The organism is Caballeronia sp. DA-9, assembly GCF_051615025.1.
Taxonomy (GTDB): Bacteria; Pseudomonadota; Gammaproteobacteria; order Burkholderiales; family Burkholderiaceae; genus Caballeronia; species Caballeronia sordidicola.
This window is the reverse complement of record NZ_CP195133.1, coordinates 637417-650259: the sequence shown is the minus strand read 5'-3', so window position 1 is coordinate 650259 and position 12843 is coordinate 637417. Positions and strand designations below refer to the sequence as shown.

Genomic DNA, 12843 nt, shown 5'->3' with positions numbered 1-12843 from the left:
CGCAATTTCAAGCTATTTTCGGTCAAATGTGCGCTAAACCGCGAAAGAACCCCATTAACGCTTTAAAAACTGCGCCCCCAGACTAATCACTGCGACCGGCGAAATTCATGACAAAGAAAGTGTATGTAAAGACCTTTGGCTGCCAGATGAACGAGTACGACTCCGACAAAATGGTCGACGTGCTCAATGCAACCAATGGCCTGACCCAGACCAATACGCCCGAAGACGCGGACGTGATCCTCTTCAACACGTGCTCCGTGCGCGAAAAGGCGCAGGAAAAGGTCTTTTCCGACCTCGGGCGCGTGCGCGAATTGAAGGAAGCGAATCCGAACCTGATCATTGGCGTGGGCGGTTGCGTGGCGAGCCAGGAAGGCGCGGCGATCGTTTCGCGTGCGCCTTACGTGGATCTCGTGTTCGGCCCGCAGACCTTGCACCGCCTGCCGGAGATGATCGCGAAACGCCGTTCCAGCGGACGCTCCCAAGTCGATATCTCGTTTCCGGAAATCGAAAAGTTCGATCACCTGCCGCCGGCGCGCGTGGATGGGCCGAGCGCCTTCGTGTCCATCATGGAAGGCTGCAGCAAGTACTGCAGCTATTGCGTCGTGCCCTATACACGGGGCGAGGAAGTATCGCGGCCGCTGGACGACGTGCTCACGGAAATCGCCGGCCTCGCCGATCAGGGCGTGCGCGAAGTCACGCTGCTCGGACAGAACGTGAATGCGTATCGCGGGCCGGTGACGCAGCATTCCACTGATATTGCCGACTTCGCCACGCTGATCGAATATGTGGCGGAAATTCCGGGTATTGAACGGATTCGCTACACCACGTCGCATCCGAAGGAATTCACCCAGCGTCTTATCGATACCTACGCGAAAGTGCCCAAGCTCGTGAGCCATTTGCACTTGCCCGTGCAGCATGGCTCGGACCGCATTTTGATGGCCATGAAGCGCGGTTATACGGTGCTCGAATACAAGTCCGTGATCCGCAAATTGCGCGCGATCCGTCCGGATTTGTCGTTGTCCACCGACATGATCGTCGGGTTCCCCGGCGAGACCGAGGACGATTTCCAGAAGATGATGAAGCTCATCGACGAAATGAGTTATGACACGAGCTTCTCGTTTATCTACAGCCCGCGTCCCGGCACGCCGGCCGCGAACCTGCACGACGACACGCCGCGCGAAGTGAAGCTCAAACGCCTGCAGCATTTGCAGGCGACCATCGAGGCGAATGTCGCGAAAATCAGCCATTCCATGCTGGGATCGGTGCAGCGTATCCTGGTGGAAGGGCCGTCGCGCAAGGACCCGAGCGAACTGGCCGGACGCACGGAAAACAATCGCGTCGTGAATTTCCCCGCGCCGATTTCGTCGCACAAGCGGCTGATCGGCCAGATGGTCGACGTGGAAATCAACGTGGCCTATCCTCACTCGTTGCGCGGCGAACTGCTTCTGACGCCGGCCACGACTCACTAACTGAAGCTTCGACAGGACCCCGACTCTCGCCTTGAAGACCGCTCAGCAGCATATGGAATTCACCGCACCGCGCGACGACAACGCGCGGCTCGCCAACCTGTGTGGCCCGCTCGACGAAAACCTGAGGCAGATCGAGCAGGCGCTCGACGTGACGCTCACGCGCCGCGGTCACAAGATCACCATCCGCGGGCGCGGCGCGAAAGTGGCGCTCACGGCGCTCGAGAATTTCTACAACCGCGCGAAGGATTCGCTGTCGGTGGACGACATTCAACTGGCGCTCGTCGAAGCGCGCAATGCGGCGCGGCGCGACAGGCCATCGAATAACCTGAATTCGGAACCTGTCGATCCACGTTTTCGAGGCGACCCCGATCATCCTTTCGACGAACCCAGCGCGACCATAGACCTGGGCGACGAGGAAGATCCCGGCCCGAAGCTGTACACGCGGCGCGCCGACCTGCGTGGCCGCACGCCCATGCAGCGTGAGTACCTGAAGCAGATCATTGCGCACGACGTGACGTTCGGTATCGGCCCGGCGGGTACGGGAAAGACGTACCTTGCGGTGGCGTGCGCGGTCGACGCGCTCGAACGCGATCAGGTCAAGCGGATTGTCCTGACGCGCCCGGCCGTGGAAGCCGGCGAGCGCCTGGGTTTCCTGCCAGGCGATCTCGCGCAGAAAGTGGATCCGTATTTGCGCCCGTTGTACGACGCGCTCTACGACCTCCTCGGCTTCGATAAAACCGCGAAGATGTTCGAGCGCCAGATGATCGAAATCGCGCCGCTCGCCTATATGCGCGGCCGCACGCTGAACCACGCGTTCATCATCCTGGACGAGGCGCAGAACACCACGCCCGAGCAGATGAAGATGTTTCTCACGCGTATTGGCTTTGGCTCGAAGGCCGTTGTCACCGGCGATACCACGCAGGTCGACTTGCCACGCGGACACAAGAGCGGGTTGATCGAGGCGCAGCACGTTCTTGCGGACGTGCGCGGCATTGCCATGACGCGCTTCACGAGCGTGGACGTGGTGCGCCATCCGCTGGTCGCGCGCATTGTGGAAGCCTACGACGCGCAGCAACAGCGCGATGCCGACGCGGCAGCCGCCAAATAGCAGCGGAACAGTCATGCCGAAACTTGCATTGACGCTGCAATTTCCCGCTGCGAAGGCGTATCCGGAGCACAAGGCGCTGTTGCCGCGCGCAACGGTCGCGGCATGGATCAAGGCGTCGCTTTTCGCGGACGCGGAATTGACCGTGCGTTTCGTCGATGCCGATGAAGGCCGGACGCTGAACCGGTCGTATCGGCAAAAGGATTACGCCACGAACGTGCTGACGTTCGCGTACGCCGAGTCGGAAGACGATCCGGTGAGCGGCGACCTGATCCTTTGCTGCCCGGTTGTGGAACGCGAGGCGCGCGAGCAGAACAAGCCGCTCGCCGCGCACTACGCGCACTTGATCGTGCACGGCACGCTGCATGCACAAGGTTACGACCACGAAGATTCCGCCGAAGCAGATGAAATGGAATCAATCGAAACCGGCATCATGCAAAAGCTCGGTTTCACCGATCCTTATTTGCCGCTGCTTGATTGAGCCGTGACCGACGATCCCTCCCCTCTTTCTGAATTACCGTCCGTAGACTGCGACTACCCGCCGGTCTTCGCGGAATCGCGCCTGCTCACCGACGCGGAACTTCTCGCATCGCGTGAAAAAGCGCTGGCGCACTGGGATCGCAAGACTGATCTCTGGCTCTTCGGCTATGGCTCGCTGATCTGGAATCCAGGCTTGCCGGCCGTGGAAACGGTGCGCAGCAAAGTGCACGGATATCATCGCGGATTGTACTTGTGGTCGCGCGTGAATCGCGGCACGCCTGAACAGCCGGGATTGGTCCTCGCGCTGGATCGCGGCGGTTCGTGTTCCGGCATGGCGTTCCGGCTCGCCGCCAGCGGCGCGGACGAGCACTTGGAAGTACTGTGGCGGCGCGAAATGGCGATGAATTCGTATCGCGTGGCCTGGCTGCCTTGCACACTGATTGATGGCCGCCGCGTCGAGGCGCTCGCATTCGTGATGCGCCGGGAAGCGCCCACTTACACCGGCAAGCTGGGCGACCCGATCGTGCGCCGCGTGTTCGGCTGCGCGACCGGCCGATACGGCACCACGCTCGAATATGTCAGCCGAACCGTGGCGGCGTTACGCGAATGCGGCATGCCGGATCGCGCGCTGGAATCGCTTTTACAGCGATGCAAGGACGCGGATTCGTCGCAGGAATAAATTTTCCTGGCGAAAAACAGGCCGATCGGCCAACGTTGGCGGCTCGACATACTGCGCCCATATTTATCAGTTACGATGTTTGCACATGACGTTGTACGCGTTCGCGCCGTATCAATTGGCGCGAAATATCCTTGGTGTATTCTTAACTTTCCGTAATTTCGCGTTCGGAACACTCCGCACGCCCCACTATGAACGACGCCTATCCCAGTCGACGATATACCGACAAACCTGCTGAAAAACCTGAAAAGCGCACGCTGCTCGAGCGCCTGACGGATTTCATCTCGCACGAACCGGAATCGCGCGACGAACTGCTGGAAGTTCTCCAGGACGCCCACGAACGCAATCTGCTCGACGCGGATTCGCTCTCCATGATTGAAGGCGTGTTCCAGGTTTCGGAACTCTGCGCCCGCGACATCATGATTCCGCGCGCCCAGATGGACGCAATCAATATTGCTGAAACGCCCGAGCAATTCATTCCTTTCATGCTGGAAAAAGCGCACTCCCGCTATCCGGTATTCGAAAGCAATCGTGACAACGTAATCGGCGTGCTGCTTGCAAAAGACTTGCTGCGCTACTACCACGAGGAAGAATTCGATGTGCGCGGCATGCTGCGTCCCGCCGTGTTCATTCCCGAATCAAAACGCCTGAACGTGCTGTTGCACGATTTTCGCGTGAACCGGAATCACATTGCCATCGTCGTGGACGAATACGGCGGCGTGGCCGGCCTGATCACGATTGAAGACGTGCTGGAACAGATTGTTGGCGACATAGAAGACGAATACGATTTCGACGAAGAAGCCGGCAACATCATTACTACGCCGGACGGCCGGCATCGCGTGCGTGCGCTCACGGGGATCGAACAGTTCAACGAAGAATTCGGCACGCACTATTCCGACGACGAGGTCGACACCATTGGCGGATTGGTGACGCATCGCTTCGGGCGCGTGCCGCATCGCGGGGAAAAGGTGAAGATCGACGACTTCGTGTTCGAAATCCTGCGCGGCGACGCCCGCCAGATTCACGTGCTGCGCGTGCGGCGCGCGCCCAATATTCCCACGCACGATGGCCAGTCGCGCGACAGCGACGAAGACCACGATTAAGAACGGGCGTGAACACGGAAACGCCAGCTCAACGCTGTCATTAATCGTGTTCGCGCTGTGCGCCAACATCATGACGAGCGACGGTCACGCCTCGCCATCCTTTTCCATCTGTTCGACTTCGTAATCCATGGCCGATTCCCGCTTTGCCTTCCGGCGCAATGCCCGGATCAGTAACGCCCAGTCCCTGTCGTTCTGGCACTACCTCGTTGCGGCAGTGCTGGGCGCCGCGAATACGCTTTCGTTCGCGCCGACGCCACACGGCGGTTGGGTCGAACTGGTCATTTTCACGCTGTTCTTCGCGTGGCTCACCAAAACCAGCGGATGGAAAGGCGCGGCGCTGACAGGATGGGCATTTGGCTTCGGCAACTTCGTCACGGGCGTATGGTGGCTTTACGTCAGCATGCACGACTACGGCGGCATGGCGGCGCCTCTTGCCGCTGCGGCCGTTGTGCTGTTCTCCATGTACATCGCGATCTATCCGGCGCTTGCGGGCATCGTCTGGTCGTTTTGCGCGGGCCGGGCCCGGTATGAAGACAACGGCTCGGTCGTGCCGGCTGCCGGCGAGCCGCGTTTCGTCCCGACATGGCATGGCGCATTCGCCTTCGCAAGCGCCTGGGCGCTCGGAGAATGGCTGCGTGGCCTCGTTTTCACGGGCTTCCCGTGGCTGGCAAGCGGTTATGCTCAAGTCGACGGCCCATTGGCCGCCTTCGGCGCCATTGGAGGCGTGTACGGCGTCGGCTGGGTGCTTGCGCTAGTGGCCGCGTTGGTCGTGCAGGGTTTTTATACATTTCGACACAGCGCCGCGCCGTTTCCAAGGTTCGCGCCGTTCATTGTGGCGATTGTTCTGGTTGTGTCGGGCATGCTGCTGTCGCTGGTCGAATGGACGCTGCCCGCAAACGCCCCGCTCACCGTGCGGCTCTTGCAAGGCAACGTGAAGCAGGAGATGAAGTTCGAGCAGGAAGGTGTGAACCAGTCCTTGCAGCTTTACCGGAAGCTGATTACAGAGAAACCCGCTGACCTGATCGTGACGCCTGAAACCGCGTTTCCCGTTCTCGCCGTGCAAGTACCGCAAGATCTGGCCTCAGCGCTGCGCAATTTCTCCGACACCACTAATTCATCCATCCTGTTTGGCGCTATCGGCGTGACCATTTCGCCCGAAGGCCGCGCGACGGACTACGCCAATAGCCTGTTCGGCATCACGCCGAACCAGAAGGACGTGTACCGCTACGACAAGCATCACCTCGTGCCCTTCGGTGAATTCGTGCCAACAGGTTTCCACTGGTTCGTCGCGCTCATGGGCATTCCGCTCGGAGATTTGGGACGCGGTCCCCCAGTGCAGAAACCGTTCTTCGTGCACAACCAGCCAATTGCCGTCGATATCTGCTACGAGGATATTTTCGGCGAGGAAATCGCGCGAACACTCCGCGAGCAGGAAGCGCCCGCGGGCATTCTCGTGAACTCGACGAACCTTGCGTGGTTCGGCAACACCATCGCGCTCGACCAGCATTTGCAGATGGCGCGCATGCGCTCGATCGAAACCGGCCGCCCGATGCTTCGCGCAACGAACACGGGCACAACGGCAGTGATCGCCGCAAACGGCGCGGTGGTGGCAAGGCTTCCGGTCTACACCACCGGTTCCCTCGACGCCACCGTGCAGGGCACGTCAGGCCGCACGCCGTATGTGACGAGCGGCAACATGACGGTGATCCTGGTGTCGTTGCTGCTGCTGGCGTTTGGGTTCGCGTTCGCGCCGGGACGCAGGAAGAACTGAACCGGAACATGCCATTTCCGTCCTTCAAGATCCGCAAAGCCACGCGCGCCGACGCGGACGCCGCGTGGCGCGTCCGCCGCGCCGCCGTGATGAGCGGATGCATCAGCGCGTATCCGCTGAGTCAACTCGATGAATGGACCGGCGGCGCGGCATCGAAAGCATTCGCCGATGCTGTCGAAGAGCGCTTCCTGGTCGCGACCGTGGACGACCGCGTTGTGGGAACCGGCATGATCGATGTCGCGACCGGCAGGATCGATGCAATCTTCGTGGACCCCGCGTACATGAAACGGGGCATCGGCGCGGGAATCGTCGCGCATCTCGAAACGCTTGCGCGTGCAGAGGGTTGCACGCGGCTGCGGCTCGATTCCACGCTGAACGCCGCGCCGTTTTACCGCTCGCTCGGTTTTGAAGGCGACGAAATCGCGCAATACCGCTCGCCCCGCGGCCTGACGATGAATTGTGTGCCAATGAGGAAACGACTCGGCGCATAGCCGACGTTTTCCCGTCCGAACGGCCTATGGCTGCGGTGTTCCACCCCAAAAAGTCGCGCTAGCCCCTTATTCCCGCTAAAATTCAACGTTTTAGCCCTCCGGCCGTCGGAATTTCCGGCCTGACTTCGAAGGCACGCTTCAAAGGCATTCATGCTCACTTTTCAGCAAATCATCCTGACGCTGCAATCCTATTGGGACAACAAGGGTTGCGCACTTCTCCAGCCAATCGACATGGAAGTCGGCGCGGGCACGTCGCACGTGCACACCTTCCTGCGCGCGATCGGCCCGGAACCGTGGCAAGCAGCGTATGTGCAGCCGTCGCGCCGCCCGAAGGACGGCCGTTACGGAGACAATCCGAACCGTCTGCAGCACTACTATCAGTATCAAGTGGTGCTGAAGCCCGCGCCCGAGAACATTCTCGACCTGTATCTGGGTTCGCTCGAAGCGCTTGGCTTCGACCTGAAACAGAACGATGTCCGGTTCGTGGAAGACGACTGGGAAAATCCCACGCTCGGCGCGTGGGGCCTCGGCTGGGAAGTGTGGCTGAACGGCATGGAAGTCACGCAGTTCACGTACTTCCAGCAGGTGGGCGGTATCGACTGCAAGCCGGTGCTGGGCGAGATTACCTACGGGCTCGAACGGCTTGCCATGTATCTGCAAAAGGTCGAGAACGTCTACGACCTCGTGTGGACGGAATGGGAAGAAGACGGCCCGAACGGCCGTGAAACGCGGCGTCTCACTTACGGGGACGTGTATCACCAGAACGAAGTCGAGCAGTCCACGTACAACTTCGAGCATGCGAACGTCGACTTGCTGTTCACGTTCTTCAAGAGCTACGAAGCCGAAGCCAAGAAGATGATCGAAGCGAAGCTGGCGTTGCCCGCTTATGAACTCGTGCTGAAGGCAGGACACACGTTCAACCTGCTCGACGCGCGCGGCGCGATTTCCGTGACGGAGCGCGCGGCGTACATAGGCCGGATTCGCGATCTTTCGCGGCTTGTCGCGAAGGCCTATTACGAGTCGCGTGAGGCGCTCGGTTTCCCGATGCTGGGCAATCCCGTACACGCCGCAGCCGGACTCACGACCGACGCCGAAGACGCCGCCAAGCCCGCCTGGGCGCCGGCGCTGAAGGTCGAGCGCAATATCGATCAGGCCTGACCCGAGCACGACATAACAATGACCGAAACCAACCACGCATCGCTGCTCGTCGAGCTGCTGACAGAAGAACTGCCGCCGAAGGCGCTCGCGCGCCTTGGCACCTCGTTTGCCGAAGGTATCGTGCAGCGGCTTGCCGCGCGCGACCTGATAGAAGGCGAAGCGAATTTCGAAAAGTACGCTACGCCGCGCCGTCTTGCCGTGCTCATCAAGAACGTTCGTGCGGTCGCGCCCGAGCGGCAAGTGCGCGAGAAAGTGCTGCCCGTGTCCGTCGCGCTCGATCAAGACGGCCAGCCCACGCCGCCGCTCGCGAAGAAACTCGCCGCGCTCGGTTTCCCCGACTTCAAGCTCGAAGACCTGGAACGCGCGCAAGACGGCAAGGCCGAAGCTTTTTTCCTGCGCTATTCAGCACCCGGCGCAACGCTTGCCGAAGGCCTGCAAACCGCGCTGCAGGAAACGCTCGGCAAGCTGCCCATTCCAAAGGTCATGACGTATCAACGGCCCGACGGCAGCAGCGTTCAGTTCGTGCGTCCGGTACATGGGCTGGTTGCGCTGCATGGCCGTGACATTGTGCCGGTGAGCGCGCTGGGCATCGATTCAGGCGATACCACGCTGGGTCATCGCTTCATGTCGAGCGGTATCGTGGCTATTGGTCAAGCCGACGATTATTCGGAAACGCTGCGCTCGAAGGGCCGGGTTGTCGCGAATTTCGATGACCGCCGCGAATCCATTCGCACGCAATTGCTCGCGCTCGCAGGAGAGGATCGCGTGGTCATGCCCGAGTCGCTGCTGGACGAAGTAAACGCGCTGGTCGAATGGCCAGTCGTGTATCAGTGCCGTTTCGACGAATCGTTCCTGCAAGTGCCGCAGGAATGCCTGATCCTGACCATGCAGACGAACCAGAAGTATTTCGCGCTGACCGACGATCACGGCAAGCTGCGCTCGCGTTTCCTGATCGTGTCGAATATCGATACCCAAACGCCGGCCGATATTGTGGAAGGCAATGAACGGGTCATCCGCCCGCGTCTCGCCGACGCCAAGTTCTTCTTCGAAGTGGACAAGAAAACGCGCCTCGCCGACCGCGTGCCGAAGCTCGCGAACGTGGTGTATCACAACAAGCTCGGTTCGCAACTGCAGCGCGTCCAGCGTCTCGAAGCACTGGCAGGCGAAATCGCCCCGATGATCGGCGTGGACGTGGCCGTCACCAAGCGCGCGGCTCTGCTCGCAAAAGCGGACTTGCTCACCGACATGGTTGGCGAGTTCCCGGAACTGCAGGGCACCATGGGCACGTACTACGCGCGCCACGACGGCGAGCCGGAAGAAGTCGCGCTCGCGTGTTCGGAACATTATCAGCCGCGTTTTTCCGGCGATGAAACCCCGTCCACCGGCGTAAGCAGCGCCGTCGCGCTGGCTGACAAGCTGGAAACGCTCGTGGGCATCTGGGGTATCGGCTTGCAGCCAACGGGCGAGAAAGATCCGTTCGCGTTGCGCCGCCATGCGCTTGGCGTGTTGCGAATCCTGCTGGAAAAGAAGCTGGCGATCGATTTGTTCGACTTGCTGCGCACTGCGCAAAAGCAATTCGCCGATATGCCGCAAGTCGCCGATTCCACCGATGCAATCTACGCGTTTTTCATCGACCGGTTGCGCGGCGTGTTGCGTGAGCGCGGTTTCAACGCGGTGGAAATCGACGCCGTGCTGAGCCTGAATCCCACGCGGCTGGACGACATCGTGGCGCGCCTCAATGCTGTGCGCGAATTCGCGGCGCTGCCTGAAGCGGCATCGCTCGCGGCTGCGAACAAGCGCATCTCCAACATTTTGAAGAAGTCGGCCGAAGGCGTGCCGGCGAGCGTGCAACCCGCGCTCCTGCAGGAAGCCGCGGAAAAGGCGCTGTACGCACAACTGGAACAGGTCGCGCCGCTCGTGCAGAAGCAACTGGCCGAGCGCAACTACACGGAGGCGCTCTCGGCGTTGTCCGCGTTGCGTGACGCCGTGGACACTTTCTTCAACGACGTCATGGTGAACGCCGAAGATCCCGCGCTGCGAAGCAACCGCCTGGCTCTGCTCGGCGCGCTGCATCAGCAGATGAACTGCGTCGCGGACATCTCGAAGCTGGCTGCCTGATGCGACACACCATGCCGGCCAACGCAAACAAGAAACTGGTGGTCCTCGACCGCGACGGCGTGATCAACGTCGACTCGGACGCCTTCATCAAGTCGCCGGAAGAATGGGTTGCCATTCCCGGCAGTCTCGAAGCCATCGCGCGGTTGAATCAGGCCGGGTATCGCGTGGCGATTGCGTCGAACCAGTCGGGTATTGGCCGCGGTCTTTTCGACATGGCCGCGCTCAACGCCATGCATGAAAAGATGAACCGGGCGGTGGCGGCGGTGGGCGGGCGTATCGACGCCGTGTTTTTCTGCCCGCATACGCAGGAAGACCAGTGCGAATGCCGCAAGCCGAAGCCGGGCATGTTGCAGCAGATCGTGGAGCGCTTCGAGATCGATCCGCACGGCACGCCGGTGGTTGGCGATTCGCTGCGCGATCTGCAGTCAGGCGCCCTGCTCGGCTTCGACCTGCATCTGGTGCTGACCGGCAAGGGACAAAAAACGCTGGCGGCAGGCAATCTTCCGCCCAATACAAAAGTACACGACGACCTGCGCACGTTCGCGCTCGATTTCCTCGCTAAAGATCACGACTGACGCGCCGGCATTTCGTCGATTCATAGAACTCATTCAAGCTGATGCGCTTCATTCGTTCGCTGTTGTTGATGATTTATTTTGTCGTGTACACGGTGCCGTACGCGTGCGCGTGCTTCATCGCGTTTCCGTTCCTGGGCGCTGAACGGCGTTACTGGATGGCGGCGTTCTGGTGCAAGTCGTCCATTGTGGTGATGCAGTATCTGATTGGCATTCGCTACAAGATCGAAGGCATGGAGAACCTGCCCGACGGTCCCGCCGTGCTGCTGGCCAAGCACCAGTCCGCGTGGGAAACGCTGGCGTTCCCCGCGTTGATGCCGCGTCCGCTTTGCTACGTCTTCAAGCGCGAGTTGTTGTTCGTGCCGTTCTTCGGCTGGACCATGGGCATGCTGAAGATGGTTCATATAGACAGGCGTCAGGGCAAGGACGCGTTTGCTTCAGTGGCGCGGCAAGGGCGCGAGCGCATGGCCGAAGGTGCGTGGGTCATCATGTTCCCGGAAGGCACACGCACGCCCGTTGGCCGGCAAGGCAAGTACAAGTCGGGCGGCGCGCGTTTCGCGGTTGCGGCCGGCGCGCCAGTGGTACCCATCGCCCATAACGCCGGGCACGTCTGGCCGCGCAAATCGTTTCTCAAATATGCGGGTATAGTCACACTGTCCATAGGCCGTCCGATCGAGACAACGGGGCTCACCGCGGAAGAAGTCAACTTGCGCGTCGAGCAATGGATCGAAACGGAAATGCGCCGTATCGATCCGGATTCGTATGGTCCCGACGACCGTTTTGTTGTGCAATCCCAGGGCGCGGCCACAGGGCTGTAACTTTACGGCGCTGGTGTTCCCGGCACATGAATTCATTCGCTTCGTTTTTTTCGTCATTCCTGCGCCGCGTGCGCCAAGCTGAGCCGATGCAGAAGACTTCCACGCGACAGCAACAGGCTGCCGCGCTCGACAAACAGCAACTCGATTTGCCGCTCCATCTGCCGCTCGGCGCGCCGATGGAACATGTGTCCTCGCCCGCCGATTGCGCCGCTCCCGTCTTGCCTGCAACATTGCGCGGCGACATTACGCCCGCCGATACAACCGCTACGCCCGCTCCGCCTTTACGTGCTCCCGACGGTACGCGATCCCGGCAACTGGTGCTTGGCGCAAAGACGCTCGAATATAGGTTGAAGCGTTCGTCGCGACGCACCATCGGTTTCATGATCGACGGCACAGGTCTCGCGATTACCGCGCCGCGTTGGGTGACTATCGGCGCAATCGAAAGCGCGATTGTCGAGAAAGAAAAGTGGATCTTCAAGAAGCTCGAGGAATGGCAAACGCGTGTTGAACAACGCGTTGTGCCGCGCATTGTGTGGAAGGACGGCGCGCAGCTTCCGTATCTCGGGCAAAACATCACCGTGATGATGACCGCCGTGCCGGGCGCGACCGGCAAGAGCGCAACGCAACCACACTTCGATACCGCCGCCAACGTGCTCTGGCTTGGCCTCCCTCCGCTCGCCGATACAACGCTCATACGCGAGCGCGTGCAACGCTGGTTACACAAACAGGCGCTGGAAGTGTTCGGTCAGCGCCTTCCTGTGTACGCCGCGAAGCTTGGCGTTGAATTCAAGACATATGCGTTGTCGTCGGCAGCAACGCGCTGGGGCAGTTGTTCCAGCGAAGGCAGGATCCGCCTCAACTGGCGGCTGATTCATTTCCCCGTGCACGTCATTGACTACGTGGTCGCGCACGAGCTTGCGCACCTTCGCGAGATGAATCACAGCGCGCGTTTCTGGAGCACGGTCGAATCGATTTTTCCGGATTTCAGGGAAGCGCGGCATACGCTCAAGCATCATCAACCTGAAGTGCTGCCGCTGCTTTGACGCCGAAGTCAGCCGGGGCTACGCGCCTGCGAGCGTTCG

12 protein-coding genes are annotated in these 12843 nt (G+C 60.6%); all 12 read left to right on the top strand.

What is annotated here, in order from left to right:
* Positions 1–107 precede the first annotated feature (107 nt).
* The 12 genes from miaB (at position 108) to ACRWA7_RS19070 (ending at position 12804) form a co-directional block, all read left to right on the top strand.
* A complete protein-coding gene (gene miaB, locus ACRWA7_RS19125; RefSeq protein WP_060856958.1) occupies positions 108–1469 on the top strand; it encodes a tRNA (N6-isopentenyl adenosine(37)-C2)-methylthiotransferase MiaB in 1362 nt (453 codons plus the stop codon).
* A gap of 31 nt (positions 1470–1500) precedes the next feature.
* Positions 1501–2577 carry a PhoH family protein gene (locus ACRWA7_RS19120; RefSeq protein ID WP_060856957.1) on the top strand — a complete coding sequence of 359 codons (1077 nt, stop codon included), beginning with the start codon at positions 1501–1503 and terminating at the stop codon, positions 2575–2577.
* Positions 2578–2590: 13 nt separating this feature from the next.
* Positions 2591–3055 carry an rRNA maturation RNase YbeY gene (ybeY, locus tag ACRWA7_RS19115; protein ID WP_060856956.1) on the top strand — a complete coding sequence of 155 codons (465 nt, stop codon included), beginning with the start codon at positions 2591–2593 and terminating at the stop codon, positions 3053–3055.
* Between the two features lie 3 nt (positions 3056–3058).
* Positions 3059–3733 (top strand): gamma-glutamylcyclotransferase, encoded by a 675-nt coding sequence (locus ACRWA7_RS19110; protein WP_438395493.1) that lies wholly within the window; start codon positions 3059–3061, stop codon positions 3731–3733.
* A 188-nt stretch (positions 3734–3921) separates the two neighbouring features.
* Positions 3922–4833 (top strand): HlyC/CorC family transporter, encoded by a 912-nt coding sequence (locus tag ACRWA7_RS19105; protein ID WP_438395491.1) that lies wholly within the window; start codon positions 3922–3924, stop codon positions 4831–4833.
* A 127-nt stretch (positions 4834–4960) separates the two neighbouring features.
* On the top strand, positions 4961–6604 hold the full coding sequence (gene lnt, locus ACRWA7_RS19100) for an apolipoprotein N-acyltransferase (protein WP_438395489.1): 1644 nt from the start codon (positions 4961–4963) through the stop codon (positions 6602–6604).
* 8 nt (positions 6605–6612) lie between these two features.
* Positions 6613–7095, top strand: a complete 483-nt coding sequence (locus ACRWA7_RS19095; RefSeq protein WP_060856952.1) for a GNAT family N-acetyltransferase — start codon at positions 6613–6615, stop codon at positions 7093–7095.
* Between the two features lie 150 nt (positions 7096–7245).
* Positions 7246–8253: a glycine--tRNA ligase subunit alpha gene (gene glyQ, locus ACRWA7_RS19090; RefSeq protein ID WP_438395488.1), complete on the top strand. Its 1008-nt coding sequence runs from the start codon at positions 7246–7248 to the stop codon at positions 8251–8253.
* 18 nt (positions 8254–8271) lie between these two features.
* The gene (glyS, locus tag ACRWA7_RS19085; protein ID WP_060856951.1) at positions 8272–10371 is read left to right on the top strand and encodes a glycine--tRNA ligase subunit beta; all 2100 of its coding nucleotides are present in this window, start codon (positions 8272–8274) and stop codon (positions 10369–10371) included.
* A gap of 11 nt (positions 10372–10382) precedes the next feature.
* Positions 10383–10946, top strand: a complete 564-nt coding sequence (gmhB, locus tag ACRWA7_RS19080; RefSeq protein ID WP_438395486.1) for a D-glycero-beta-D-manno-heptose 1,7-bisphosphate 7-phosphatase — start codon at positions 10383–10385, stop codon at positions 10944–10946.
* A gap of 41 nt (positions 10947–10987) precedes the next feature.
* Positions 10988–11761, top strand: a complete 774-nt coding sequence (locus tag ACRWA7_RS19075; protein ID WP_060856950.1) for a lysophospholipid acyltransferase family protein — start codon at positions 10988–10990, stop codon at positions 11759–11761.
* Positions 11762–11847: 86 nt separating this feature from the next.
* Complete coding sequence (locus ACRWA7_RS19070; protein WP_438396694.1) at positions 11848–12804, top strand: M48 family metallopeptidase; 957 nt, start codon at positions 11848–11850, stop codon at positions 12802–12804.
* Positions 12805–12843 lie beyond the last annotated feature (39 nt).

What these genes read in the sequence shown, in the direction of transcription:
- miaB (WP_060856958.1), top strand. Translation starts at nt 108, where the DNA reads ATGACAAAGAAAGTGTATGTAAAGACCTTTGGCTGCCAGATGAACGAG.
- ybeY (WP_060856956.1), top strand. Translation starts at nt 2,591, where the DNA reads ATGCCGAAACTTGCATTGACGCTGCAATTTCCCGCTGCGAAGGCGTAT.
- ACRWA7_RS19105 (WP_438395491.1), top strand. Translation starts at nt 3,922, where the DNA reads ATGAACGACGCCTATCCCAGTCGACGATATACCGACAAACCTGCTGAA.
- lnt (WP_438395489.1), top strand. Translation starts at nt 4,961, where the DNA reads ATGGCCGATTCCCGCTTTGCCTTCCGGCGCAATGCCCGGATCAGTAAC.
- ACRWA7_RS19095 (WP_060856952.1), top strand. Translation starts at nt 6,613, where the DNA reads ATGCCATTTCCGTCCTTCAAGATCCGCAAAGCCACGCGCGCCGACGCG.
- glyQ (WP_438395488.1), top strand. Translation starts at nt 7,246, where the DNA reads ATGCTCACTTTTCAGCAAATCATCCTGACGCTGCAATCCTATTGGGAC.
- glyS (WP_060856951.1), top strand. Translation starts at nt 8,272, where the DNA reads ATGACCGAAACCAACCACGCATCGCTGCTCGTCGAGCTGCTGACAGAA.
- gmhB (WP_438395486.1), top strand. Translation starts at nt 10,383, where the DNA reads ATGCCGGCCAACGCAAACAAGAAACTGGTGGTCCTCGACCGCGACGGC.
- ACRWA7_RS19075 (WP_060856950.1), top strand. Translation starts at nt 10,988, where the DNA reads ATGCGCTTCATTCGTTCGCTGTTGTTGATGATTTATTTTGTCGTGTAC.
- ACRWA7_RS19070 (WP_438396694.1), top strand. Translation starts at nt 11,848, where the DNA reads ATGCAGAAGACTTCCACGCGACAGCAACAGGCTGCCGCGCTCGACAAA.